26 protein-coding genes and 1 pseudogene are annotated in these 22,620 nt (G+C 73.5%); 18 read left to right on the top strand and 9 right to left on the bottom strand.

Annotated elements, in window-relative coordinates:
- The first annotated feature begins 53 nt into the window (after nucleotides 1-53).
- From ABD067_RS12840 to ABD067_RS12830, 3 genes are all read left to right on the top strand, one after another.
- Nucleotides 54-941, top strand: a complete 888-nt coding sequence (locus tag ABD067_RS12840) for an MBL fold metallo-hydrolase (RefSeq protein WP_343895699.1) — start codon at nucleotides 54-56, stop codon at nucleotides 939-941.
- A gap of 320 nt (nucleotides 942-1,261) precedes the next feature.
- Nucleotides 1,262-2,545: a S8 family peptidase gene (locus ABD067_RS12835; RefSeq protein WP_343895698.1), complete on the top strand. Its 1,284-nt coding sequence runs from the start codon at nucleotides 1,262-1,264 to the stop codon at nucleotides 2,543-2,545.
- A 104-nt stretch (nucleotides 2,546-2,649) separates the two neighbouring features.
- Entirely contained in the window at nucleotides 2,650-2,889 is a 240-nt protein-coding gene (locus tag ABD067_RS12830) for a hypothetical protein (protein ID WP_343895697.1), read from the top strand.
- Between the two features lie 13 nt (nucleotides 2,890-2,902).
- Here ABD067_RS12830 and ABD067_RS12825 read toward each other — a convergent pair whose 3' ends face one another.
- Genes ABD067_RS12825 through ABD067_RS12815 form a run of 3 tightly spaced genes read right to left on the bottom strand, consistent with a single transcriptional unit; the run spans nucleotide 2,903 to nucleotide 5,315 of the window.
- Nucleotides 2,903-3,817: a MipA/OmpV family protein gene (locus tag ABD067_RS12825; protein ID WP_343895696.1), complete on the bottom strand. Its 915-nt coding sequence runs from the start codon at nucleotides 3,815-3,817 to the stop codon at nucleotides 2,903-2,905.
- Entirely contained in the window at nucleotides 3,814-4,524 is a 711-nt protein-coding gene (locus tag ABD067_RS12820; protein WP_343895695.1) for a class I SAM-dependent methyltransferase, read from the bottom strand. The genes ABD067_RS12825 and ABD067_RS12820 overlap by 4 nt, the downstream gene beginning before the upstream one ends.
- A gap of 8 nt (nucleotides 4,525-4,532) precedes the next feature.
- The gene (locus ABD067_RS12815; protein ID WP_343895694.1) at nucleotides 4,533-5,315 is read right to left on the bottom strand and encodes a class I SAM-dependent methyltransferase; all 783 of its coding nucleotides are present in this window, start codon (nucleotides 5,313-5,315) and stop codon (nucleotides 4,533-4,535) included.
- A gap of 109 nt (nucleotides 5,316-5,424) precedes the next feature.
- On the opposite strand from ABD067_RS12815, the gene ABD067_RS12810 reads away from it, so the two are divergent.
- Nucleotides 5,425-6,225, top strand: a complete 801-nt coding sequence (locus ABD067_RS12810; RefSeq protein ID WP_343895693.1) for a lysophospholipid acyltransferase family protein — start codon at nucleotides 5,425-5,427, stop codon at nucleotides 6,223-6,225.
- Nucleotides 6,222-7,010: a glycosyltransferase family 2 protein gene (locus ABD067_RS12805; protein WP_343895692.1), complete on the top strand. Its 789-nt coding sequence runs from the start codon at nucleotides 6,222-6,224 to the stop codon at nucleotides 7,008-7,010. Before ABD067_RS12810 ends, ABD067_RS12805 begins: the two co-directional genes overlap by 4 nt.
- Before the next feature lie 235 nt (nucleotides 7,011-7,245).
- Here the strand turns inward: ABD067_RS12805 and ABD067_RS12800 are convergent.
- The 4 genes and pseudogenes from ABD067_RS12800 to ABD067_RS12785 form a co-directional block, all read right to left on the bottom strand.
- Nucleotides 7,246-7,644 (bottom strand): annotated as a pseudogene (locus tag ABD067_RS12800) (polysaccharide deacetylase family protein); the annotation flags it as partial.
- 263 nt (nucleotides 7,645-7,907) lie between these two features.
- Nucleotides 7,908-9,401, bottom strand: a complete 1,494-nt coding sequence (locus ABD067_RS12795) for a sensor domain-containing diguanylate cyclase (RefSeq protein WP_343895691.1) — start codon at nucleotides 9,399-9,401, stop codon at nucleotides 7,908-7,910.
- Nucleotides 9,402-9,534: 133 nt separating this feature from the next.
- Nucleotides 9,535-11,022 (bottom strand): GGDEF domain-containing protein, encoded by a 1,488-nt coding sequence (locus ABD067_RS12790; protein ID WP_343895690.1) that lies wholly within the window; start codon nucleotides 11,020-11,022, stop codon nucleotides 9,535-9,537.
- An 86-nt stretch (nucleotides 11,023-11,108) separates the two neighbouring features.
- Nucleotides 11,109-11,828: a metallophosphoesterase family protein gene (locus ABD067_RS12785; protein ID WP_343895689.1), complete on the bottom strand. Its 720-nt coding sequence runs from the start codon at nucleotides 11,826-11,828 to the stop codon at nucleotides 11,109-11,111.
- Nucleotides 11,829-11,936: 108 nt separating this feature from the next.
- Between ABD067_RS12785 and ABD067_RS12780 the strand changes: the two genes are divergently transcribed.
- The 3 genes from ABD067_RS12780 (at nucleotide 11,937) to ABD067_RS12770 (ending at nucleotide 13,889) form a co-directional block, all read left to right on the top strand.
- Nucleotides 11,937-12,392: a MaoC family dehydratase gene (locus ABD067_RS12780; protein WP_343895688.1), complete on the top strand. Its 456-nt coding sequence runs from the start codon at nucleotides 11,937-11,939 to the stop codon at nucleotides 12,390-12,392.
- A 10-nt stretch (nucleotides 12,393-12,402) separates the two neighbouring features.
- Entirely contained in the window at nucleotides 12,403-13,386 is a 984-nt protein-coding gene (locus tag ABD067_RS12775; protein WP_343895687.1) for an N-carbamoyl-D-amino-acid hydrolase, read from the top strand.
- 62 nt (nucleotides 13,387-13,448) lie between these two features.
- Entirely contained in the window at nucleotides 13,449-13,889 is a 441-nt protein-coding gene (locus tag ABD067_RS12770; protein WP_343895686.1) for a hypothetical protein, read from the top strand.
- Between the two features lie 11 nt (nucleotides 13,890-13,900).
- On the opposite strand, the gene ABD067_RS12765 is transcribed toward ABD067_RS12770, so the two are convergent.
- Entirely contained in the window at nucleotides 13,901-14,593 is a 693-nt protein-coding gene (locus ABD067_RS12765; RefSeq protein ID WP_343895685.1) for an aspartate/glutamate racemase family protein, read from the bottom strand.
- Between the two features lie 211 nt (nucleotides 14,594-14,804).
- On the opposite strand from ABD067_RS12765, the gene ABD067_RS12760 reads away from it, so the two are divergent.
- Genes ABD067_RS12760 through mtnA form a run of 5 tightly spaced genes read left to right on the top strand, consistent with a single transcriptional unit; the run spans nucleotide 14,805 to nucleotide 17,773 of the window.
- Nucleotides 14,805-15,245 carry a DUF983 domain-containing protein gene (locus ABD067_RS12760; RefSeq protein ID WP_343895684.1) on the top strand — a complete coding sequence of 147 codons (441 nt, stop codon included), beginning with the start codon at nucleotides 14,805-14,807 and terminating at the stop codon, nucleotides 15,243-15,245.
- Nucleotides 15,238-15,756: a UPF0262 family protein gene (locus ABD067_RS12755; protein ID WP_343895683.1), complete on the top strand. Its 519-nt coding sequence runs from the start codon at nucleotides 15,238-15,240 to the stop codon at nucleotides 15,754-15,756. The genes ABD067_RS12760 and ABD067_RS12755 overlap by 8 nt, the downstream gene beginning before the upstream one ends.
- A gap of 17 nt (nucleotides 15,757-15,773) precedes the next feature.
- A complete protein-coding gene (locus ABD067_RS12750; RefSeq protein ID WP_343895682.1) occupies nucleotides 15,774-16,178 on the top strand; it encodes a RidA family protein in 405 nt (134 codons plus the stop codon).
- Nucleotides 16,179-16,205: 27 nt separating this feature from the next.
- Entirely contained in the window at nucleotides 16,206-16,682 is a 477-nt protein-coding gene (locus ABD067_RS12745; RefSeq protein WP_343895681.1) for a hypothetical protein, read from the top strand.
- Nucleotides 16,679-17,773 (top strand): S-methyl-5-thioribose-1-phosphate isomerase, encoded by a 1,095-nt coding sequence (gene mtnA / locus ABD067_RS12740; RefSeq protein ID WP_343895680.1) that lies wholly within the window; start codon nucleotides 16,679-16,681, stop codon nucleotides 17,771-17,773. The genes ABD067_RS12745 and mtnA overlap by 4 nt, the downstream gene beginning before the upstream one ends.
- Here mtnA and ABD067_RS12735 read toward each other — a convergent pair.
- Nucleotides 17,770-17,985 (bottom strand): hypothetical protein, encoded by a 216-nt coding sequence (locus ABD067_RS12735; protein ID WP_343895679.1) that lies wholly within the window; start codon nucleotides 17,983-17,985, stop codon nucleotides 17,770-17,772. The genes mtnA and ABD067_RS12735 overlap by 4 nt on opposite strands.
- Nucleotides 17,986-18,232: 247 nt before the next feature.
- On the opposite strand from ABD067_RS12735, the gene ABD067_RS12730 reads away from it, so the two are divergent.
- The 5 genes from ABD067_RS12730 to ABD067_RS12710 all read left to right on the top strand — a co-directional run bounded on the left by ABD067_RS12730 (nucleotide 18,233) and on the right by ABD067_RS12710 (nucleotide 22,520).
- Nucleotides 18,233-19,102 (top strand): transporter substrate-binding domain-containing protein, encoded by an 870-nt coding sequence (locus ABD067_RS12730; RefSeq protein WP_343895678.1) that lies wholly within the window; start codon nucleotides 18,233-18,235, stop codon nucleotides 19,100-19,102.
- On the top strand, nucleotides 19,102-19,854 hold the full coding sequence (locus ABD067_RS12725; RefSeq protein WP_343895677.1) for an amino acid ABC transporter ATP-binding protein: 753 nt from the start codon (nucleotides 19,102-19,104) through the stop codon (nucleotides 19,852-19,854). Before ABD067_RS12730 ends, ABD067_RS12725 begins: the two co-directional genes overlap by 1 nt.
- 13 nt (nucleotides 19,855-19,867) lie before the next feature.
- Nucleotides 19,868-20,548, top strand: coding sequence for an amino acid ABC transporter permease (locus ABD067_RS12720; RefSeq protein WP_343895676.1), 681 nt, complete (start codon nucleotides 19,868-19,870; stop codon nucleotides 20,546-20,548).
- A 7-nt stretch (nucleotides 20,549-20,555) separates the two neighbouring features.
- Nucleotides 20,556-21,236: an amino acid ABC transporter permease gene (locus ABD067_RS12715; RefSeq protein WP_343895675.1), complete on the top strand. Its 681-nt coding sequence runs from the start codon at nucleotides 20,556-20,558 to the stop codon at nucleotides 21,234-21,236.
- A gap of 336 nt (nucleotides 21,237-21,572) precedes the next feature.
- A complete protein-coding gene (locus ABD067_RS12710) occupies nucleotides 21,573-22,520 on the top strand; it encodes a ketopantoate reductase family protein (protein ID WP_343895674.1) in 948 nt (315 codons plus the stop codon).
- Nucleotides 22,521-22,620: the final 100 nt, after the last annotated feature.

Below are 22,620 nucleotides of genomic sequence, written 5' to 3'. Positions count from 1 at the left end.
CGGAGCGGCGGCGCGCGTCAGGATGCCGCCGCGGGCCAGGAAGGGGATCGGGCATGACGGCGGCGGCACAGGCCATGCGGGTCGGCGACCTGACGATCCATCGGATCGTCGAGCAGGAAGAGCCCCTGTTCGATCCGCTGGAGTTCTTCCCGACCCTCACGCGCGACAGGTTGGACGGGAACCGCGCCTGGCTGGAGGACGCCGGCGCGCTCGACCGCGCCACCGGCAAGCTGCGGCTCTGCGTCCAGTCCTACCTGGTCCGCACCCCGCGCCACACGATCCTGGTGGACACCTGCGTCGGCAACGACAAGCCGCGGCCGGCGCGGCCCTTCTGGAACATGCGGAAGGACGACGCCTGGGAGCGGGGCCTGGCGGCGACGGGCGTGCACGCGGAGGAGATCGACTACGTCATGTGCACGCACCTGCACGTGGACCACGTCGGCTGGAACACCCGCCTCCAAGACGGGCGCTGGGTGCCGACCTTCCCGAACGCCCGCTACCTCTTCGGCGAGAAGGAGTTCGCGCACTGGTCGGCGGAGCACGCCAAGGCGGCGAACCCGGTCATGGAAGACAGCGTGCTGCCGATCGTGGAGGCGGGCCGGGCCGACCTCGTCCGCACCGACATGGCGCTCGACGACCACGTCCGGCTCCAGCCGACGCCGGGGCACACGCCGGACCACTTCGCCGTGGAGCTTGGGCGCGGCGCTACGGCGGCGGTGCTGACGGGCGACCTGATCCACTCGCCCTTGCAGGCGCGCCACCCCGAGATGTCCATGCGCGCCGACTTCGACGGGACGCAGGCGGCGGCCACGCGGCGGCGCTTCCTGGAATGCCATTGCGGCACCGGCACGCTGGTCTGCACCGCGCACTTCCCCTCACCGTCCATGGGACACATCGGGCGGTGGGGCGACGGGTTCCGGTTCGACGCGCGGGCGGGCTGACGCGCCGCCGGGCGGAGTCCCGCCCTGTGATCTTCGACACATCGCGCCGGCTTCCGGCGACTTAGCATTCCGGAGCCGGGAGCAGAACCGGGACGGGCGGCGCTCCCGCGCGCCTGCCGCGGCGCCACCCCCGGCCCCGAGCGGGGAATGCCCGCGAGCCGCGCGGAGGCCCCGCGCGCGATGCCAAGGAGGCGGCAGTGGCGACATCACCGAAGGCAAGGAAGCCTGGACCGGCTGGCTCCGCTCCGGGCGGCGGCGGCTGGGGCGGCGACGGTTCGCCCGGCCCGGCGCCCGGCACGACCGGGCGGTTCCTGGTCCTGTTGCGCGAGGGAGCCTCGGGCGCGCAAACGCTGAACAAGGTGGCGGGGTTGAAGGTCGCCAGCTCCGCCGACTTTTCCGCCGCCGCCGTCACCCCCGAAAGCCTGGACGCCGCCGGCGGCATCGTGTTCGAGGGCCTAGGCGTCGCGGTGGTGGACGCCCAGCCGGACCAGGTCGGCGCCCTTTCCGCCGCCGGCGAGAGCGGCGTGATGGCCATCGAGCCCGAGCGCATCGTCCACGCCATCGGCGAAACGCTGCTGCCCGGCGTGGCGCCGTCGCGGCTGCTGCCGCCGTCGCCGCCGGCAGGGCTGTCCCGCGGCGGGGTCCAGCTCGAATACATCCGCGGCTACCGCGACGCGCTGGTGAACCTCTACGAGGGCCTGACCGGCGGCGAGGACGCGGAAGCCGCCGCGGAGGCCGCGCCGTCCTTCCGGGAAGACGAGGTCACCTGGGGGCTGCAAGCCATCGGCGTGCCGGCCTCCCGCTTCACCGGCAAGGGCGTCCGCGTGGCGGTGCTCGACACCGGCTTCGACGCCGGGCACCCGGACTTCGTCGGCCGCGCCGTGTCCATGCGCTCCTTCATCCAGGGCGAGGAGGCGCAGGACGGGCACGGGCACGGCACGCACTGCATCGGCACCGCGCTCGGCTCCGACCGGCCGAACACGTTGCCGCGCTACGGCGTCGCCTGCCGCGCCGAGATCTTCGCCGGCAAGGTGCTGTCCAACGCGGGCAGCGGCGCGGACGCCGGCATCCTGGCCGGCATCCAGTGGGCCATCGCCAACGGATGCGCGGTGGTGTCCATGTCGCTCGGCGCGCCGGTGGGGCCGGGCCAGACGCACTCGCGGGTGTTCGAGACCGCGGCGCGGCGCGCGCTCCGCGCCGGCACGGTCATCATCGCCGCGGCGGGCAACGAGAGCGAACGGCCCGGCTCCATCGCCCCGGTCGGACACCCGGCGAACTGCCCGTCCATCATGGCGGTGGCGGCGCTCGACTCGCGCTTCCACGTCGCTTCCTTCTCTTGCGGCGGATTGAACCCGCAGGGCGGGCAGGTGGACATCGCCGGGCCGGGCGTCGCGGTGCGGTCGAGCTGGCCGCGGCCGCTGCTGCACCGGGCCATCAACGGCACCAGCATGGCGACGCCGCACGTCAGCGGCGTGGCCGCCCTCTACGCCGAGGCCGACCCCGAGGCGCGCGGCAGGGCGCTGATGAGCATCCTGGTGCAATCGGCCCGCCGGCTGGAGCTGCCGGCGCGCGACGTGGGCGCGGGGCTCGTCCAGGCGCCCTGACCGGGGCGAGAGCGAGGGGCGCCGCGTCGATGCGGCGCCCCCTTCAACCCGCCGCGTCCCAGGCGCAGGCTGCGGGGCGCGGACGCGCTCGGAGGAGGCCGCTCATGGCCGAAGTGAAGGTATCGGTCAGCGTGGACGACTCGCACCTCGGACGGTTCGACGAGGTGGCGCGGGCGGCCGAGGCGTCCGGGATGACGGTGCAAGGGCGCGAAGCGGCGATCGGCGTGCTCACCGGCTCCATCGCCGCCGACAGGCTCGACCGGCTGCGGTCGGTGGCCGGCGTGGAGCACGTCGAGACGCAGCGCGAGGTGCGGGTGCCGCCGCCGGAGAGCGAGATCCAATAGGCCGGCCGCGCCCTCAGTCGAACGGCTCCGACGCCGAGTCCACCGTCCGCTCGGACCGGTAGAGCGAAAAGGAGACGCCGGCGAACAGCGTGAGGTTCCACTCGCGCTTGTAGAGCGGGCTGTCGGCGTTGGCGGCGCCGGTGAAGTTCTCGACCCGGCCGCCGCCGCCGACCGAGATGCGCTCCGTCAGCGGGCGCCGGTGGGAGAAGGTCAGCCGCGTGCCGAGGTAGCCGCCCGAAGCGTCGTAGGCCGGCCGCCCGGGGCGGGCGTACCGGTCCTCCACCCTGTAGAAGTAGTCCGACAGGAGGCCGGAGGCGAAGACGGGGCCGATGCTGACGCGCGTGCGCGCCGCCGGGTGGAACAGGCCGACGTGCTCGAAGGCCGCCTCGGGCGCCGCCGTGAAGCCGCGGAAGTCGATGTCGGACAGGTCGGTCGAGAAGACGGCGCGCACCGGCAGTTCCAGGGTGATCCGGCGCCGCCCGCCGTCGCCGCGCCACGCCACGTAGCGCAGGGCCGGCCCGACCTCGCCGAGGTAGTCGATGTCCGGCATGCCTTCGCGGGCGCGGTTGTCGCGCGAGCGGGCGCCGAAAGCGGCGTTGAAGCTCAGGCTGAATTCGAGGTCGCCGTTCCGGAAGAGCCGGCCGCGCACGCCGCGGTCGCTGCTCCGCAGCACCTCGCCCCGGTAGATCAGGTAGGGCGCCGGCAGGACGCGCCAGTGGTTCTGCCCGGCCGCGGGGTAGTCCGGCACCCAGCCGCCGCCGCCGAACACGCCGATCTCGAACAGGGGCCGACGCTCCGGCGCCTGGGCGCCGCCGGCGGGCAGCGCGGGGATGGCGACCGTCGGCTGGGCGCGGGCGGGGGCCGGGACGGCGAGGAGCGGCGCCAGGCAAAGGGCGCCGGTCGTCAGCGCGGCGACGGCGGACCTCATGCCCCGGCGCGCTCCGCCACCAGCAGGACGTTCGGCAAGGGCGTGTTCCCCCAACAAGGCGAGACGGAAACCGCGAAGCCCGCGGCCTCCAAGGGCGCGGCCACTCCGGCGAGCGGCAGCGGGTGGATGGCGTTGCCGTTGCCCCGGACCGCACGGCCCAGCACCTCCACCGCGTAACCGGCGGCGCTGCGCCAGCCGCGGTCGGGGTCGAAGGCGCGCACCAGCACGCGGCGGCGCGCGGCGCGGGCGGCGGCGGCGAGCAGCGGGCGCTGCGCGGCTTCGGGCAGTTGGTACAGCACGTCCACCATCAGCAGGGTGTCGCAGCCGGGCAGGGCCGGATCGGGCGCCGCGAGGTCCGTTTCGGTAAAGTCCGCGGGCAGGCCCGCCGCCGCCCGCCTCGCTTCGGCGAGCTTGGCCGCGTCGCGGTCGAGGCCGGTGAGGTGCTCGGCCAAGCCGGCGGCCAGCAGCGCGAGGCCGAGCTGGCCGCGGCCGCAGCCGAGGTCCACCACGGCGCCGAAGGGCTCGCGCGCCGCGAGGCGCAACAGGGCGGGCGTCGCCGGGTCGTGGCGGAGCTTGCCGTCCACGAAGCCCCGCGCGAAGCGGGACGCGCCGGCGTAGCGGGCGGACACGGCGGCGGCGAGGGCGGCCAACTCGGCGCGGCCGGCGGCGTCACGGCCGTCCGGCCGCGGCGGCGATGCTGCGGACACGGCGGGGATCAGGTCGCTTCGGGCGGCCGGCGGCCGGAGTAGGCCTTGAACACGCCGAGCGAGGTGTCGCAGCGGACCTCGGTGAAGCCGGCGCCGCGGAGGTGGCGCAGGATGGTGTCGGCCGGCACGCAAGCTTCGATGGTGTCCCAGTAGTAGTCCATGAGCTGCCCGGCGCGGCGGCGCGGCGCGGTCCAGCGGCAGAGCGCTGGCACCACGCGGCCGAGGTAGGCCTTGAGCAGCGTCCGGGCGGCCGGCCCCTCCGGCCGTCCGATCTCCAGCAGCAGGACCCGGCCGCCCGGGCGCAGCACGCGCTGGTATTCCGCGAAGGCCACGCCGAGGTCCGACACGTGGCGCAGCGCGTAGCCCATGCTGAGGAAGTCCACGCTCCCGTCCGCGACCGGCAGCGCCTCCGCCCGCGCCTGGACGAGCCGGGCGCCGCCGGGCAGCCGCCGCCGCGCTTCGGCCAGCATCCCTTCGCTCAGGTCGAGGCCGGTGACGGCGCCAGGGTCGCCCAGCACGCGCACGGCCTCCGCCGCGACCAAGCCGGTGCCGACCGCCACGTCCAGCACCCGCTGGCCCGGGGCCAAGCCGGCGCGGCGCAGCGCCTGCCGCCGGTACCAGCCGCCGGTGCCCAACGAGAACACGCCGTTGATGCGGTCGTAATCGGCGGCGGTGCCGTTGAAGAGGGCGCGCACGAAACCGGCCCGCTCGGCCGGCGCCCCGTACCACCGCGTCAACGGGCGGTGCGGCTCCGCCCCCGCCGCCTTCGTCACCCCCGACCCTGCGACCACCTGCGACGCCTCGTTTGCGGACTGTCATTCAACCTGCGATCCAGCCTACAACACGCACCACGCAACGGCGAGATGCTAAACAGGACGGGTGGTGAACCGGCGAAACGCCATGATCCGAGCCGAGGCCGAAAGCGCGCTGCCGCCGCGCCGCGCGGGGTCGCTCTACTACACGACGGCCTTCTACGCCGCGGTGGCGGTGTTCGGGGTGAGTTGCCTCCTGTGGAGCCTGCCCGCTTCGCTCCTCCACCGCGTCCTGCCGCGGCGGATCGGCGAGCCGCTGGGGCAATCGGGCATCTCCGCCGGCTTCCGCTGGGCGCTCTGGGTGATGCGGGCGCTCGGGGTGCTGAGGGTGGACCTGTCGCCGCTCGACGCCTTGCGGGACGAGCGCTCCCTCGTGGTGGCGTCCAACCACCCCACCATGATGGACGCCGTGCTGCTGATCTCGCGCCTGCCGCGCGTGGTGTGCATCACCAAGGCCTCGCTGTGGGACAGCCCGTTCCTGGGCGGCGGCGTCCGGCTCGCGGGCTATGTCCGGAACGACGCGCCGCTGCCGATGATCCGCCGCGCCGCCGAGGCGGTGCGCGAAGGGCGGCAGCTCATGGTGTTCCCGGAGGGCAGCCGCACCGCCCGGCCGCCGATCGACCGCTTCACCCGCGGCTTCGCGGTGATGGCGCGGGCCGCCGGGGCGCCGGTGCAGACCGTGCTGATCGAGGCCGATTCGATGTACCTGAGGAAGGGCTGGCCGCTGCTCCGCCGGCCGCCGGACCTGCCGTTGGTGTTCCGGGTGCGCCTCGGGGAGCGTTTTGCGATGGGTCGCGACCCGGAGGCTTTCGTGTCGGGGATGGAAGCGTATTTCCGCCGCGAGTTGCGCGCCGGCAGCGTCGAGGAGGAGGGGAGCGCCGCGGCGTGAGGCACTTGGTCCTGATTCCGAGCTTCAACAGCGGCGCACAGCTCGTCCGGACCGTCCGCGCCGCCCGCGCGCACTGGCCGGACGTGTGGGCGGTGGTGGACGGCAGCACGGACGGCTCGGGCGAAGCGCTCCGCGCCGCGACGGCGGCCGACGACCCGGGGGTGCGCGTGCTCGCCCTGCCGCGGAACCACGGCAAGGGCGCGGCGGTGCTGCACGGGTTGCGGGAAGCGACCGCGGCCGGCTTCACCCACGCCCTCACCATGGATGCGGACGGGCAGCACCCGGCCGATCGCATCCCGGCCTTCGTGGCGGCCTCCCGCGCCGACCCCGGCGCGATGGTGCTCGGCCTGCCGGTGTTCGGGCCGGAGGCGCCGGCCGTCCGGGTGCGGGGGCGGCGCGTGTCCAATTGGTGGGCGGGGCTGGAGACCGGCTGGGCCGGGATCGGCGACTCGCTCTGCGGCTTCCGCGTCTACCCGATCGCGCCGCTCCTGGCCGTCATGGAGCGGACGCGCTGGATGCGCCGCTTCGATTTCGACCCGGAGGCCGCGGTGCGCCTGTCTTGGCAAGGCGTGCGGGCGGTGAACCTGCCGGCGCCGGTGCGCTACCTGTCCGCGGCCGAAGGCGGCGTGTCGCACTTCCGCTACGTGCGGGACAACGCCTTGCTCACCTGGATGCACACACGGCTGGTCCTCGGCGCGATGCTGCGGCTCCCCGTCCTGCTCCGGCGCCGCCGTCGGCGACCGTCTCCCCAACCGGGACCGCCCGCGGCAGCGACACGGCCCTGAGGCCCGCGTCCGCGATCCGGCGGAGCAGTTCCGGCAGCGCTTCCAGCGCCACGGGCGCCCCGCTGCCCCGGGCGCGGGCGGCGTTGCCGTCGTGCAGCAGCAGCACGTCCCCGGCGGCGAGGCCGCGTCCCAGGCGGCGCAGCACGGCGTCCGGGTCGCGGCGGACCGTGTCGTAGCCGCGGCGGGTCCAGGACGCGTGGAGCAAACCGGCCGCCGCCAGGTTCGGGTCCAGCAGGGGGCTGCGCATGCCGGCGGGCGGGCGGAAGAAGCGCGGCGCCCCGCCGGCTGCGTCGGCGATCGCGTCCTGCGCGGCGGCGATCTCGCGCCGCATCGCCCCGAACGGCAGGGCGGCGAAGCCGCGGAGGTGGCGTTGGGTGTGGTTCTCGGCGCTGTGGCCGCGCCGGACCAGTTCGCGCGCCAGCGGCGCGTGCCGGGCGGCGCGGCGGCCGATCAGGAAGAAAGACGCCGTGGCGCCGTGCGCGTCCAACAGGTCCAACACCCGGGGGGTCACCTCGGGGTCCGGCCCGTCGTCGAAGGTGAGCGCGACCTCGCCGCGCCGGCGCGCGGCGTCCGGCAGGCGCGACAGGTTGGGGCCGAGCAGGCGGTTGCGCGGCAGCAGCCCCGCCACGCCCATCGCAGCGTGGCTGGCGGCGGCGGCGCCGAGCGCCCACCCCCAAGCCGGCGGGTGCGCCGCGGCACCGATCGCCGCCGCGGCGTGCGCCCAGCAGGCGGCGCGCACCATGGGCGCGGGCGTCCAGCGGTCGGGGACAACCGGAGCGGGCAGCGGTGGTTCGAGCATCGGTGGGCGGTCGCGGCGGTTCCGGGTTCGCGCGGAGGACCCTGCGACCGGCGGGGCCGCCCTGTCCACGCTCGCGGCCACGGCCGGGGCGGGGCCCTTCAAGCGGCGGCAGGCGGCGCGCACACCACGCGGTCGCGCCCGAAGCGCTTGGCGATGTAGAGCGCCGCGTCCGCCCGCTTGGTGAGTTCCTCCAACCCGGCGCCGTGCTCCGGGAAGGCTGCGACGCCGATGGAGGCCGTCACGTGGAGGCCCGGCACGCCCCCGGGCCGCGCGGCGGCGATCTCGGCCCGCAGCTTCACGGCGCGCTCCTCCGCGTGGCGGAGGTCGCAATTCCGCAACACCGCCAGCATCTCCTCGCCGCCCCAGCGGCACGCCAGGTCGTCGCGGCGGATCTCGCGCACCAGCACCTCGGCCACATCCCGCAGCACCGCGTCGCCCGCCGCGTGCCCGTGCGTGTCGTTGATGGACTTGAAGTGGTCCAGGTCGAGCAGCAGCAGCGCCGCCTTCTGCCCCTTGCCACGCGCTTCCGCGAGCATCCGGGCGGCCCGGGCCTGGAGGGAGCGGCGGTTGAGCAGCCCGGTCAACGGGTCGCGCGCCGCCTCCACCTGGAGGCGCTCGCGGAGCCGCCGGCCCCGCGCCCAGGACATGGCGACCTGCAGGCCGAAGAGCATCGCCACCCCCGTCGCGGCGATGAAGGCGGTCGCGTGCTGGCGGAATTGGGCCCGCTCCTCGTCCCGGCCAAAGGCGGCCGTGGCGACCACGGGCAAACCTTCGGGCACGCGGTAGGCGCCCATCACGGCGCGCCTGCTCCGGACGCCGTGGTAGCCGAGGCGGCCCGACGGCGCGGCGCGCGCGGCCACTACGCTGGGGTGGTTCGGGTCGGGGGTCTCGCCGAAGCGCTGTTCCATGTCGCGGCTACGGGCGAGCAGGGCGCCGTCGCCCAGGCGGCGGACGACGGCGACCTGGGACGGGCCGGCCACGTCCTTGCCCAGGCCGCGGGACAGGGTCAGCGGATCGAGGGACACCACGCCAACCCCCACCACTGCGCCCCAACCGTCCCGGACGGGGCGGCTCACCTGGATGCCCCAGCGCCCGTCGGGGCCGATGGGCATCGTCGGGCTGACGACCACGCCCGCCGCCGTGCCCGCCAAGTGCGTCCGGATGTGGTCGCGGTCGCCGACCAGCGCCCCCACGGCGCCCGGTTCCGTCGCCCAGACCACACGGCCGTCCCGGTCGGTGGTGCTGACCCGGGTGATGCCGAAGCGCCCGCCTGCGGCGAGGCGGGCGACGTGGCTCTGGATGGCGTAGGCGCCCGGCGCCTCGTCGGTTTCGAGGAGGCTTTGCCGGAGTTGCAGGAGGTCGTGGACCCCCTGAACCGCCTCGAAGGTGCGGAGGAGGGTGTGCTCCGCCATCGCGGCCACCGCTTCCGCCCGGGTGTAGATGCTTTCGGTCGCTTCGGCGGAGGCGCGGAGCAGGTAGGTCGCCACGCCGGAGCCGAGGACGGCGCAGAACAGAAGCCACAGCAGCAGGGGCGGCAGCAGCGCCGAAGACAGGATGGGATAACGGGGGCCCAATGGACGGGACTCAAACATGAAAAAGCATGCTTCCCTGGGCTGCTCGACCGTCCCGCGTCCTCTTTTATGACCAAACACCCAAACGCGCCCGATAACAACTTCCCCTTGCCGCATGGGGGGGCCGGTGCGGGGCGGCCGAGCCGCGCGTGGGTCACGCGGCCAGGGCGCACACCACGCGGTCGCGCCCGGAACGTTTGGCGGCGTAGAGCGCCGCGTCCGCCCGCTTGGTCAACTCGTCCAACCCGGCGCCGTGTTCCGGGAAGGCGGCCACACCGATCGAGGCCGTCACACGCAGTTCGGGGATGTCTCCGGGACAGGCCTCCTTGATCGCCGCCCTGAGCGCGGCGGCCAGCGCTTCGGCGCGGCGCAGGTCGCAGTCGCGCAGCACCGCCAGCATCTCCTCGCCGCCCCAGCGGCACGCCAGGTCGTCGCGGCGGATCTCGCGCACCAGCACCTCGGCCACGCCCCGCAGCACCGCGTCGCCCGCCGCGTGCCCGTGCGTGTCGTTGATGGACTTGAAGTGGTCCAGGTCGAGCAGCAGCAGCGCCACCGGCCGGCCGGATGCCGTGGACTTGGCGAACAGCCGCTCGGCGCGGGCCCGCAGCGCACGGCGGTTCAGCAATCCGGTCAGGGGATCGCGCTCCGCCTCGGTCTGCAAGAGCTGGCGGAGCCGCCGGCCGCGCGCCGAGGACAGGGCGATCTGGAGGGCGAGCGCCATCAGCGCCAACGCGGCCACCGCCGTCGCCGCGGCGGCGCGTCGAAACGCCGCCCGTTCTTCCGCTAAGGTGAAGGCGGCGGAGGCGACCAGCGGCAGGCCCTCCGGCACCCGGTAGACGCCGATGATTTCGCGCCCGTCGCCGGTGGCGCGGTGGGCGAGCCGGCCGGTCGGCGCCCGGCGCGCCGCCGCCACGGCCGGGTGGTCGGGGACGCCAGGCTCGCCAAGGCGGGCCTCGATGCCGCTGCTGCGGGCGAGCATCGCCCCGTCCGCCAAGCGGCGCACGATGGTGGCCTGGGCCGTGCCGTTGAGCCCCCGACCCAGGCCGCGTGACAGCGCCACCGGGTCCAGCGAAACGACGCCGACGCCCACGACCCTGCCCCACAGGTCCCGCACCGGCCGGCTGGTTTGGATGCCCCACCGGTTTGTGGTGCGCCCGAGGAGGGGCTGGCTGACGAAAAGCCCGGCTGTGGCGCCTTCCGCCATATGCGCCCGGAAGTGCTCGCGGTCGGCGAGGGACAGGGCGGCGATGCCGCTCGCCGTGCCCCAAACCCCCACTCCTCTCCGGTCGACGACACCGGCTTGTATGATGCCGAAGCGGTCGTTTCCGACGAGGTTCGCTATGTGCGCCTGGATGGCGTGGGCACCGGGCGCCTCGTCGGCCTCCAGTAGGTTTTGCCGGAGTTGCAACAGGTCGTGGACGCTCTGCACTGCCTCGAAGGCGCGGAGCAGCGTGTGTTCCGCGACCGCGGCGGCGGCCTCGGCGCGCTCGTAGATCCCTTCAGTCGCGGCGCCGGACGCGTGGTGGAGGTGGAGGGCGACGCCGCCGCCGAGGGCGGCGCAGAACAACGCCCACAGGAGCAGGGGCGGCAGGAAAGCCGAGGACAGGAGGCGGCGGACCGCCGGTGCGTCGGGCTCGGCCATGGGCGGCTGGGCGGTTCCGGTGTTGCCGCGCCATCCTGCGGCCCAGGGATGACCGAACCGCTAAAGCCCGAGGCCGGGTGTCGGGATCAGGCGAACAGGAAGCCGACACGGTCCGCTTCCAGCACCGCGCAGGTCAGCTCCCGGCCGAACACGGCGCCGGTGTCGACGTTGATCCGGTTGCGCCGGACCTCCGGCCCGTGCCGGACGGGCGTGTGCCCGTGCACCACCACGGCGCCGAAATCCGCGTCCGAGTCCAGGAAGGCGCGGCGGATGCGCAGCAGGTCTTCGGGCGATTGCCGGTCGAGCGGCAGGCCGGGCTTGAGGCCGGCGTGGACGAACAGGTAGCCGCCGAGCCGGTGGTGCATCGCCAAGCCGCGCACGAAGACCAGGTGCGCGGCCGGTATCCTTTCGGCCCAGCCCGAGGCGGGCGAGGCCGGGTCTATGCCCCAGCTCGCCAGCGCCTCGCCGCCGCCGCTGTGCCGCCAGTCGGTGGCGGCGGCGGGTTGGCCGTCCAGGGCGTCGAGCATGGTGCGCTCGTGGTTGCCCATCAGGTTCACGGTCGGCACGCCCGGCAACGGCGGGCCGGCGGCGAGGCGGGCCACCACGCCGGCGCTGTCCGGCCCCTTGTCCACGTAGTCGCCGAGGTGCAGCAGCAGCGGCCGCGCCGCCGGCCGCGCCGCGAGGTCCTCGGCCACCAGCCGGTGCAGCCGCGCCAAGCGTTCGTCGCAGCCGTGGACGTCGCCGATGGCGTAGACGCGGCGGCCTTCGGGCAGGGAGGCGGGCGCGGGCTGGAAGTCGGGCGGCATTCGGCGTCCCGGTGGGGCGGGCAAGGTCGGGCGCCGGCCCGCCGCTGGTCAAGCCGGGGCCGATGTGCGACGCCTCGACGGCCAGATAACCACGGGAGGCGGCGCGTGATGGAGGTGGAGAGCGTGGAGGCGCTGCGGGCGCACGTCGGCAAGCCGCTCGGCTCCAGCGAGTGGGTGGTGGTGGACCAGGCGATGATCGACCGCTTCGCCGAGGCGACGGGCGACCACCAATGGATCCACGTGGACGTGGAGCGGGCCAAGCGCGAGATGCCGGGCGGGCGCACCATCGCGCACGGCTACCTCACCCTGTCGCTGCTGCCGCGCCTCAACGCGAACATCTACTCCATCAAAAGCCGCAAGCGCGGGGTGAACTACGGCTCCAACAAGGTGCGCTTCACGGCGCCGGTGCCCTCCGGCGTGCGGGTGCGCGGCCACCTGACGCTCAAGGCGATCGAGCCGATGGGGAACGGCTGCTCCCGGCTGGTGACGGAAGCGACGGTGGAGGTCGAGGGCAGCGACCGGCCGGCGCTGGTCGCCGAGACCTTGTCGCTGGTCTACGAATAGGGCGCCGCCGATGGCTCGGGTCCTCACGCTCGCCGCGGCGCAGCTCGGCCCCATCCAAAAAGCCGAGCCGCGGGAAGAAGCCGTCGGCCGCATGGTCCGCCTGATGGAGCGGGCGCACCGTCGCGGGGCGGAAGCCGTGGTCTTCCCCGAACTGGCGCTCACCACCTTCTTCCCGCGTTGGTACGAGGAGGACGTCACGGCGGCCGACCGCTGGTTCGAGACCGCCCTGCCCTCCCCGGCGACGGCGCCGCTGTTCGAGGCGGCGAAGCGCCTCGGCCTCGGCTTCCACCTGGGCCACGCCGAGAAGACGCCGGACGGGCGGCGCTTCAACACCGCGGTCTATGTCCACCCCTCCGGCGAGGTCGTGCTGAAGTACCGCAAGGTCCACCTGCCCGGCCACGCGGAGTACGACCCGCTCCGGACGGTGCAGCACCTGGAGAAGCGGTTCTTCGAAGTGGGCGACCTCGGCTTCCCGGTGGTGCGCGCGCCCGTGGGCGGTCAGCAAGCGAACCTCGGCCTCTTGATCTGCAACGACCGGCGCTGGCCGGAGGCGTGGCGGGTGCTGGGCTTGCAACAAGTCGAGCTGGTCATGCTCGGCTACAACACGCCGAGCCTGAACATGGATGGGCGCGGCTTCGAGGCGCACCACCTGCGGGTGTTCCATTCCCACCTGTCGGTGCAGGCCGGGTGCTACCAGAACGCCTGCTTCGCCGCCTCTGTCGCCAAGGCGGGCACGGAAGACGGGCACGAGCTGTTCGGACACTCCATCATCGTCAATCCGCAGGGCGAGATCATGGCCCAGGCGACGAGCTGGGACGACGAGCTGATCGTGGCGGATTGCGACCTGGACATGTGCCGGCTCGGCCGCGAGACCATCTTCGACTTCGCCCGCCACCGCCGGCCGGAGCACTACGGCCGCATCACCGCCCAGGCGGGCAGCGAGGCGCCGCCGGTTTGGGCGCCCGGGGAGCGCCGCCGCGACGCCGCCGAGTGATGGGCCGGCCGGGAAACCGGGAGGCATGTCGCCGCGCTGAATGACCGACGCGGAGGTGTGCCATGCTGTTGCGAGCATTCGGGCTGTTGGTCCTGTTCACCGGCTTGGCCGCGGCGCAAACGCCCGCCGCCGAGCGCGCGCCCCGGAGCCCGAACCGGGAACTGCGGGCGGACCGCGCCCTTGACGCGCCCCGGGCCAGGGCCGAGCGCGCTCCGAGGAGCCAGAACCGCGACCTTCGGGCGGACCGCGCGCGCGACACGACGCAGTCACCCGCCGAGCGCGCGTCGCGTGGCTTGAACCAGGACACGCGGGCGGACCGCTTCCGCGACGCGGCGCGAGACGCCCGCGGCGACGACCGGCCGATCCGCCCGGAGGTCCAGCAGTTCGAGCCGCAGCGGCGGACGCTGCAACCCGATGTCGGCCGGCCGGAGCAGAACGGGCGCCTCTCGACCGAGGGGCTGGCCGGCGGGCTGCCCGGCATGGGGCCGAACCCGCAAAGGTAGCCGCATCGGCGTCAGGCGGCGTCGGCGCCCCGCGACGAATCGTCCAGGGCGGCGAGCAACGCCATCGCCCCTGCCGCGCGGCAGGGCTCGACCACCGGCACTCCGGCCCCGTTTTCCGCGGCGGCGGTGTGGCCCGCGAGGCCGGCGCAACCGAGCACGACCGCTTCCGCCCCGCCCGCGGCGAGAGCACGGGCCGCGGCGGCGATCCGCCCACGGGGCGCGACGGGATCGGTCAGGGTCTCCATGGGGAGGTTCAGCGGCTCCCACCCGGACAGCCTAGCCTCCACACCCATCGCCTGGAGCACGCGGCGCTGGCGGGGGAGGCTGGCGTCGGCGAAGCCAATGATCCCGAAACGCTCCGCCCCGCGGGCGAGCGCCGCAGCGATGGCGCAGCGGAGCATCCCCAGCACGGGGCGCCGCGTCGCCTCCCGGACCGCGTCCAGCCCGGGGTCGGACACGCAGGCGATCACGTAAGCGGCCGCCTCCTCGCGCGCCACCAGCCGACGCAGCGGCTCGGCGACCGCGAACCAGTCTGCCCAACTCGCGACGGCCGGCGGCCCTTCGGGCAAGCGCACCACATCGAACCGCGCGGCTCCCGACGCCAAAGGGCGGAGCGCGGCGGCTATGCCGTCCGTGCAGGACGTGGAATTGTTCGGATTGATAACCAAAACGCGGGCGGGGCGCTGCATGGTCGCGAAGATCACGCACACGGTCCGACCCCGCAAGCGGCTCGGGCGGCGGTCGGGTGGCCGGGAACGGTGCCGGGGGGTCGGGCGCTTGATGCGGAGGCCCGCCAGGACCACTATCCCGGCGATTGCTGCGGCGCAAAAAGATCATCCGGCCGCGGGCGATGGCATCCGGGCTGGGGCCGGCAGTGCCGCGTCACGCAGCGGACGCAAGGGTGGAGACCGCCTTATGAGATGGGAACCGGATCGCGCGGCCGGCGCGCTGCCCTACACGCCGCCGTCCCTGCTCACCGCGGTGGGCCGGGGCATCGGCAACCGCTGCCCGGTTTGCGGCGAAGGCAAGGTGTTCAAAGGCTTCCTCCGCGTCGTGCCGGAATGCGCCGTGTGCAAGGCGCCGCTCGGCCAATTGCGGGCGGACGACGCGCCGCCCTACGTCGTCATCTTCCTCGTCGGCCACCTGCTGGTGCCGGTCGTGTTCTGGGTCGAGCGGAATTACCAACCGCCCATGTGGCTGCACATGGCGGTGTGGTTGCCGCTCTTCGCCGTGCTCTGCACGGTGCTGCTGCGGCCCGCGAAAGGCGGCGTGGTGGGCTACATGGTCCGAATGGGGTTCTTGGAGAGGGAGGACGCGCCGGAGGGCGCTCCCCGCGAGGAAAACAGGCGTGGCTGATCCGACCTTGGCTCCCGGGGCGACCGGGGCGGCAGGCGCGGCGTCCTCCCGCCGGCTTTCGCGCATCGAGTTGCCGGACGCCACGCCCCTGCCCTCGGCCTACGCGGAAGCCGACCGCAGCCAAGCGGTCGCCGACCTGCTGATGGAGAACAATTTCGACCCGGAGGGCGTGGAGGGCGGCCCGTTCGTCTTGCACCTGTGCATCCGCGACGGGCGGCTGGCCTTCGACATCCGAGACGCCGGCGACGCGCCTTTGCGCGCCATCCTGTTGGCGTTGGGGCCTTTCCGACGGTTGATCAAGGACTACCACATGATCGTCGAGAGCCACGAGCGCGCCGTGGCCGAAGGCGGGATGGAAGCGCGCATCCAGGCCATCGACATGGGCCGGCGCGGCCTGCACAACGAAGGCGCGGAGCTGCTGATGGAACGCCTGGAAGGCCGCATCGCGATGGATTTCGAGACGGCGCGGCGCCTCTTCACCCTGGTCTGCGCCCTGCATCAGCGGATGTGACGGAGCCGCCCTTCCCCATGCAGACTCGCCCGATCGACGCCGCCGACGCGCCCGCCATCCCGCCCGGTCGCGCCTACGCGCAGGCCCTGGAGGTCTCGGGCGCGCAGCGCCTGCTGTTCGTGAGCGGGCAAACGCCCGAACGCGCCGACGGCAGCCTGCCCGAAGGCTTCGCCGCGCAGTGCCGGCAAGCTTGGGCCAACGTCGAGGCGCAGCTCCGCGCAGCCGGCATGACCCTCGACAACCTGGTGAAGGCGACCGTGTTCCTCGCCGACCGCACCGACGGCGTGACCAGACGGGAGGTTCGGCGCGCGGTGTTGGGCGACCGCAGGATAGCCATGACGGTCGTGGTGGCCGGCATCTTCGACGAGCGCTGGCTGGTGGAGATCGAGGCCGTCGCGGCGGGCGGCCCCGGTCCGGACTGACCGTCTCCGGCGGTCCGGAGCTGCGCCGTGCCCTTCAGACTCCTCCAGGCGTTGGCCGTGCTGTCGACCGCGCTCGCCCTCGTGCCTGCCGGCGCGCACCTTTTCGAGTTGCCGAACAAGGCAGGGCTGCCGCGGGACCCCTATTTCGCCGTCCAAGCGCTCTACCGCGGATGGGCGCTGTTCGGCTTCGTGTGGATCGGGGCGATGGCGGCGAACCTCGGGCTGGCGGCGGCCTTCTGGCGGAGGCGGCGGCGCGGCCCGGCGCGTTTGGCGCTGGCGGCCGGCCTGCTCGTCGCGCTGAGTCTGGCCGTCTTCTTCGCTTGGACCTACCCGGCCAACTTGGCCACCGAGAACTGGACACGGGCGCCGCCCGATTGGGAGGCGCTGCGGTCGCAATGGGAATGGTCCCACGCCGCGAACGCCGGCCTCGTCTTCCTGGCGCTTTGCTCGGTCGTGCTATCCGTGCTGGAGGAGGGCGGACGAGGAAGCGACGGGGCATCATGAGGATAAACGGCAAGCACTACCGCAGCGTCTGGGTGGACGAGGACGGCTGGGCCGTCCGCATCTTCGACCAGACGAAGCTGCCGTGGGCGTTGGAGGTGCTGCGCCTGGAGGACGACGCGGCGGTGGCGCACGCCATACGCGCCATGCAGGTGCGCGGGGCGCCGCTGATCGGCGCGGTGGCCGCCTACGGCGTGGCATTGGCGCTGCGGCGCGACCCGTCCACCGCGAACCTCGACGCTTGCGTGGAGCGGCTTGGGCAGACGCGTCCGACCGCGGTGAACCTCGCCTGGGCGCTGGGCCGGATGCGGGCGGCGCTGCACAACCTGCCGCCGTCCGAGCGCGTGGCCGCCGCTTACGCCGAAGCGGCGGCCATGGCCGACGACGACGCCGAGACCTGCCGGCGACTCGGCGCGCACGGGCTGCCGCTGTTGCAGGAAATCGCCCGGGCGAAGCCGGCGGGCGAGGCCGTCAACGTCCTCACCCACTGCAACGCCGGCTGGTTGGCGACGGTGGACTGGGGCACCGCTCTCTCCCCCATCTACCAGGCGCACGACGCCGGGCTGCCGGTCCATGTCTGGGTGGACGAGACGCGGCCGCGGAACCAGGGCGCGGCGCTGACGGCCTGGGAACTCGGCAGGCACGGGGTGCCGCACACGGTGGTCGCGGACAACGCCGGCGGGCACCTGATGCAGCGCGGGCTAGTCGACATCTGCATCGTCGGCACCGACCGCGTGGCGCGGAACGGCGACGTGGCGAACAAGATCGGCACCTACCTCAAGGCGCTGGCCGCCCGCGACAACGGCGTGCCCTTCTGGGTGGCGATGCCGCACTCGACCTTCGACGCGGGCGTGGCGGACGGAGTGGCCGGCATCCCGATCGAGGAACGGGCCGCCGAGGAGGTGACGGAGCTTACGGGCCGCACCGCCGACGGGCGGCTGGAGACGGTGCGGGTCGCGGCCGAAGGGAGCCCGGCCGCGAACCCGTCCTTCGACGTGACGCCGGCGCGGCTCGTGTCGGGCCTCGTCACGGAGCGGGGCCGGTGCGGTGCGAGCGAAGCGGCGCTGCTCGGGTTGTACCCGGAAAAGGCCTAGCGTCCTTCGAGGGCGGCGAAGCCGTGCGGGACGCCGCGCCGCTCCAGCATCACCAAGCCCAGGATCAAGGAGACGCCCGCGCCGCAAGCGGCGTAGAAGGCGAGCATCGGCGGCAGGCGCCCGGGCGACAGCGCGTCGCTCAGCAGCAGCGCGACGAGGCAGCAGACGACGAAGAGGGCGCCCCCGATCATCGTGCATGCAATGCGTTGCATGGTGATTGTGATCCCGGCTTGGTGTTTCGCCGCCCGGACCGCCCGGGTGGGTGACGACCATGTAATCCCCCGGTCGCGGCGGGTTGTGGCCGAGCTTGGGGCGATTTCATGGCAAATGCGCCGGTTCCCGCAACCAAGCCGTGCAATCGCCGGCCGGGAGGGCCGTTCGACCAGCCCCAGGCCGGTTGCGCCACCGGCGGGGATCGTTGATCGTCCGGGCCGGACCGCACCCGGAGAAGGCCCGCCCATGAAGCTCTTCCTGCCCGTGGCCCTGTGCCTGTTCACCGCCGTCCAGGGCCTCGGCCCGGCCGCCCGGGCGCAGGCGCCGACCGGTTCGGCCAACCAGCCGCCGCTGCGCTGCGCGGTGGACGGCACCTTCGCCCCCCACGCCTTCCCCAAGCTGGAGGGCGGCGTGCAGGGCTTCCAGATCGACCTCTTCCAGGAGGTGGCGAAGCGGATGGGGCGGGCGATCACCATCGACTCCGCCAGCTTCTCCGGCCTGATCCCGGCGCTGAACGCCGGGCGCTACGACTTCCTCTGCGCGCCCACCACCGTGACCCCGGAGCGCGCGGCGAACCTTCTGTTCACCGAGGGCTACCTCTGGACCGAGCTGCAATTCGGCATCCGCCGCGGCTCGCCGCCCATCAAGTCCGAGGAGGACCTTCGCGGCAGAACCATCAGCGTGAACAAGGGCACGCCTTACGAGCAGTGGGTGACCCGCAACGCCGAGCGGCTGGACCTCAAGCTGATGGCCTTCGACAGCCAGGCGGACGCGGTGCAGGCGGTGCTGCAAGGCCGGGCGCAGGCGAACCTCTCCGGCAACACGGTGGTGAAGTACAGCGCCAGCCGGACGCCGCAATTCGTGGCCGACTGGGTGCTGCCCGGCACCCGCATGCACTGGGCCACGCCCTTCCGCCAGGACAGCGGCGCGCTCCGCAACCAGGTGGAGGAGGTGATCGAGTGCATGAAGAAGGACGGCACGGTCGCCCGCCTGTCGGAGCGCTGGTTCGGCGCCGCGCCCAAGGAGGAGGACGCCGAACGGGTCGTCTTCCCCGGCTACGGCCCACCGGGGAACCCGGGCTACGACGCGACGCCGCACGAGCCGCGCTGCGGCTGATGGCAGCCGCCGCCGGCAAGCCGATCGTCCGCGCGCACGGCATCCACAAGCACTTCGGCCCGCTGCATGTCCTGCGCGGGGTGGACCTGGAGGTGGCGGAGCGGGAGCTGGTCTTCGTGATCGGCCCTTCGGGCTCCGGCAAGTCCACCCTGCTGCGCTGCCTGAACCGCTTGGAGGAGCCGAGCGGCGGCCGGATCGAGGTGGACGGCATCGACATGCTCGACCGCAAGACGGACATCAACCGGGCGCGCCAGCGCATCGGCATGGTGTTCCAGTCCTTCAACCTCTACCCGCACATGACGGCGCTCGGAAACGTGGCGCTCGCCTTGCGGAAGGTCCTGGGGTTGCCGCGCGGCGAGGCCGGAGCGCGGGCGCGGGCGGCGCTGGACCGGGTCCACTTGGCGGACCGCGCCGGGCACTACCCGGGCCAGCTCTCGGGCGGGCAGCAGCAGCGCGTCGCCATCGCCCGCGCCATCGCGCTGGAGCCGCGCGTCATGCTGTTCGACGAGCCGACCAGCGCCCTCGACCCGGAGCTGGTGGGCGGCGTGCTCCAGGTGATGCGGGAGCTGCGCGAGAGCGGCATGACGATGGTGGTGGTGAGCCACGAGATGGGCTTCGCCCGCGCCGCCGCCGACCGCGTGGTGTTCATGGACCACGGGCTGGTGGTGGAGGAAGGGCCGCCGGAGGCGGTGTTCGGCGCCCCGCGCGAGGAGCGGACGCGCGCCTTCATCCGCCAGATCGACCGGCATTGAGGCGGCGGGGCGCGTGACCGGCTGGGACCGCTTCGCCGAGAGCTTCCTCAACGCGCGCGTCGCGGCCGAGTACCTGCCGAAGATCGTCGAGGGCTTCGGGCTGACGGTGGCGCTGGCGCTGTGCATCGTCGCCACCGGCTTGGCGGCCGGGTTGGCGCTGGCGCTGTTGCGCAGCCTCGGCGTGCGGCCGGTGAACTGGCTCATCGTCTTCGTCGTGGACCTGTTCCGCGCCTTGCCGCCGCTGGTGGTGATCGCCCTGCTCTTCTTCGGCCTGCCGGCGGCGGGGCTGTCGCTGTCGGGCTTCGCCTCGGCGTGGCTGGCGCTGTCGCTGGTGCTGATGGCCTTCACGGAGGAGATCTTCTGGGCCGGCATCACCGCCGTGCCGAAGGGGCAGTGGGAGGCGGCGCGCTCCACCGGGCTCGGCTTCGGGCAGACCCTGCGTTCGGTGGTGCTGCCGCAGGCGCTGCGGATGACCGTGCCGCCGCTGACCAACCGCACCATCGCCATCACCAAGAACACGGCGCTGGCCTCCGTGGTGGCGGTGCCGGAGATCCTGGGCGCGGCGCAGGCGGGCGTCTCCTTCGCCTTCAACCCGACGCCGCTGACGCTCGGCGCGCTGGCCTACCTCGTGCTGTTCCTGCCGGTGGTGGTGCTCGGCCGCTGGATCGAGACGCGCTTCGCGTGGAAGCGGTGACGCGCGGATGACATGGGAAGACTTCACCCTCGCCTTCTTCTCGCTCGACATCCTGCGGCAGGCCTGGCCGATCCTGCTGTCGGGCCTCGTCCAAACGCTGTTGCTCTCGGCCATGGTAGTGCCGCTCGGCCTCGCGGGCGGCGTGCTGCTGGCGCTGCTCTCCACCGTCCGGAGCCCGTGGGTGCGCTGGCCGCTGATGGCCTGGGTAGACGTGTTCCGCTCCCTGCCGCCGCTGGTGCTGCTGGTGTTCGTCTACGCGGGGCTGCCCTTCGCCGGGCTGGAGGTCTCGCCCTGGGGGGCGGTGGCGATCGGCTTCTTCCTCAACACCGGCGCCTACTACGGCGAGATCCTGCGCGCCGGCATCGAGAGCGTGCCGGCGGGGCAGACGGAGGCGGCGCGCTCCACCGGCCTCTCGCGCGGGCAAACCATGGCCTACGTGGTCTTGCCGCAGGCGGCGCGGAACGTGCTGCCGGACCTGATCTCCAACACGCTGGAGGTGGTGAAGCTCACCTCCATCGCCTCCGTGGTGGCGCTGCCGGAGCTGCTGTTCCAGGCGCGGCAGGCGCAGAGCGTGACCTTCAACGCCACGCCGATCGTGGCGGCGGCGGTGGCCTACTTCGTGCTGCTGTGGCCGGTGGTGCGGGTGCTGAGCCGGCTGGAGAACCGGCAGTTGGCGGGGCGAGGGTGAGTGGCAGAGCGCCGAATGCAGACGCGACTTGAAGTCGCACCAGAGATGCCCTGCCGGCCCTGGGAAGCTGACATCGGGTCTGCTCCGGTCCAGACGGCTTTTCCTCCGCCTAGCCGGCGGTTTAGGCCGTGATCGCGCCGAGTGGAAACACGCAGGGCGTGAGGGGCCGGTTGAGGCGGTCCCGGACTGTTCCCGCGCCGGAAAACCAGGCGACCGCCACCGATCTCACTGTCCCCTGGGATCGGACCTGAGGCAGGATCGTCAGGCCCCGGCGCAGCGTGCGGCAACGCACCTCCCCGAAGTGCTGCCGGCGACCGGAGGGCGCGGGAGGTGGCGATGCGTGTCCTGGTCCTCGGCGCCGGCGCGATCGGCGGCTACTTCGGCGGGCGATTGCTCGAGGCGGGCGTGGCCGAGGAGGTCGCCTTCCTCGTGCGGCCCGGCCGCAAGGCCCAGCTCGACCGCGACGGGCTCGTGATCGAGAGTCCAGCCGGCGACTTCCGGCACCGTCCCGTGCGGGCGCTTCTCGCCGGCGAGGCCGGCCGGGGCTGGGACATGGTGCTGCTGACCTGCAAGGCCTACGATCTGGATGACGCGATCGAGGCGCTCCATCCCGCGGTGGGCGAGGGAACGGCGGTGTTGCCGCTGCTGAACGGCATCTCCCACCTCGAGCGGCTCGAGGCAGCGTTCGGGCCGGGGCGCGTGCTCGGCGGGCTGACCAAGGTCGCCACCTTGCTGACGCCTGAAGGCACGGTACGGCAGTTCGCCCCGCCGCAGTTGATCGAGTTCGGCGAACTCGACGGGCGGATGAGCCCGCGCGTGCTCGCCTTCCAGGCGGCCTTCGCCGGAACCGTCGTGCAGGCCGAGGCGGCGCCCGATGCGTTGCGGAGGATGTGGGAGAAGCTGGTGATCTTCGGCACCGTCGCGACCGCGACCGTGCTGATGCGCGGAAACCTCGGCGAGGTCGCCGCCGCGTCGGGCGGCGCCGCCTGGATCGAGCGCCTGCTCCGCCGCAACGCCGCGATCGCGGCCGCGCACGGCCACCCCGCGCGGGCGGAGGTCGTGGAGGGGCTCTACCTCCCCTACCTCCGCGGAACCCCTCACGCCACCTCCTCGATGTCACGCGACCTCGAAGCCGGCCGGCGGATCGAGGCCGACCACGTGCTCGGCTTCCTGCTCGAGGCGGCGCGCCGCGCCGGCGTGCCGGACGAGCTGCACGAGGCGGCCTACATCCACGCCAAGGCCTACGAAGCCCGTCGCGACGCCGGCAGGCTGCCGGGCGCCTAGGTCCCAGGACCCAAGGGCCAACAGACCTTAAGCCTGTCTCAGCCTAGCCACAGTCAGGCTGAGACGGGTCTAGCTGGCTTCACTTTGGCCGATGGCCCGG

Origin of the sequence: Craurococcus roseus (genome assembly GCF_039523795.1) — a bacterium.
Lineage (GTDB): Bacteria > Pseudomonadota > Alphaproteobacteria > Acetobacterales > Acetobacteraceae > Craurococcus > Craurococcus roseus.
This window is presented reverse-complemented; position numbering and strand designations above follow the sequence as displayed.

Excerpts from the sequence above, each read along its gene's own strand:
- ABD067_RS12785 (WP_343895689.1), bottom strand. The coding sequence starts at position 11,828 with ATGCCGCCCGACTTCCAGCCCGCGCCCGCCTCCCTGCCCGAAGGCCGC.
- ABD067_RS12795 (WP_343895691.1), bottom strand. The coding sequence starts at position 9,401 with ATGTTTGAGTCCCGTCCATTGGGCCCCCGTTATCCCATCCTGTCTTCG.
- mtnA (WP_343895680.1), top strand. The coding sequence starts at position 16,679 with ATGAGGATAAACGGCAAGCACTACCGCAGCGTCTGGGTGGACGAGGAC.
- ABD067_RS12710 (WP_343895674.1), top strand. The coding sequence starts at position 21,573 with ATGCGTGTCCTGGTCCTCGGCGCCGGCGCGATCGGCGGCTACTTCGGC.
- ABD067_RS12730 (WP_343895678.1), top strand. The coding sequence starts at position 18,233 with ATGAAGCTCTTCCTGCCCGTGGCCCTGTGCCTGTTCACCGCCGTCCAG.
- ABD067_RS12770 (WP_343895686.1), top strand. The coding sequence starts at position 13,449 with ATGCTGTTGCGAGCATTCGGGCTGTTGGTCCTGTTCACCGGCTTGGCC.
- ABD067_RS12825 (WP_343895696.1), bottom strand. The coding sequence starts at position 3,817 with ATGAGGTCCGCCGTCGCCGCGCTGACGACCGGCGCCCTTTGCCTGGCG.
- ABD067_RS12840 (WP_343895699.1), top strand. The coding sequence starts at position 54 with ATGACGGCGGCGGCACAGGCCATGCGGGTCGGCGACCTGACGATCCAT.
- ABD067_RS12760 (WP_343895684.1), top strand. The coding sequence starts at position 14,805 with ATGAGATGGGAACCGGATCGCGCGGCCGGCGCGCTGCCCTACACGCCG.
- ABD067_RS12750 (WP_343895682.1), top strand. The coding sequence starts at position 15,774 with ATGCAGACTCGCCCGATCGACGCCGCCGACGCGCCCGCCATCCCGCCC.
- ABD067_RS12780 (WP_343895688.1), top strand. The coding sequence starts at position 11,937 with ATGGAGGTGGAGAGCGTGGAGGCGCTGCGGGCGCACGTCGGCAAGCCG.
- ABD067_RS12715 (WP_343895675.1), top strand. The coding sequence starts at position 20,556 with ATGACATGGGAAGACTTCACCCTCGCCTTCTTCTCGCTCGACATCCTG.
- ABD067_RS12810 (WP_343895693.1), top strand. The coding sequence starts at position 5,425 with ATGATCCGAGCCGAGGCCGAAAGCGCGCTGCCGCCGCGCCGCGCGGGG.
- ABD067_RS12790 (WP_343895690.1), bottom strand. The coding sequence starts at position 11,022 with ATGGCCGAGCCCGACGCACCGGCGGTCCGCCGCCTCCTGTCCTCGGCT.
- ABD067_RS12725 (WP_343895677.1), top strand. The coding sequence starts at position 19,102 with ATGGCAGCCGCCGCCGGCAAGCCGATCGTCCGCGCGCACGGCATCCAC.
- ABD067_RS12775 (WP_343895687.1), top strand. The coding sequence starts at position 12,403 with ATGGCTCGGGTCCTCACGCTCGCCGCGGCGCAGCTCGGCCCCATCCAA.
- ABD067_RS12735 (WP_343895679.1), bottom strand. The coding sequence starts at position 17,985 with ATGCAACGCATTGCATGCACGATGATCGGGGGCGCCCTCTTCGTCGTC.
- ABD067_RS12830 (WP_343895697.1), top strand. The coding sequence starts at position 2,650 with ATGGCCGAAGTGAAGGTATCGGTCAGCGTGGACGACTCGCACCTCGGA.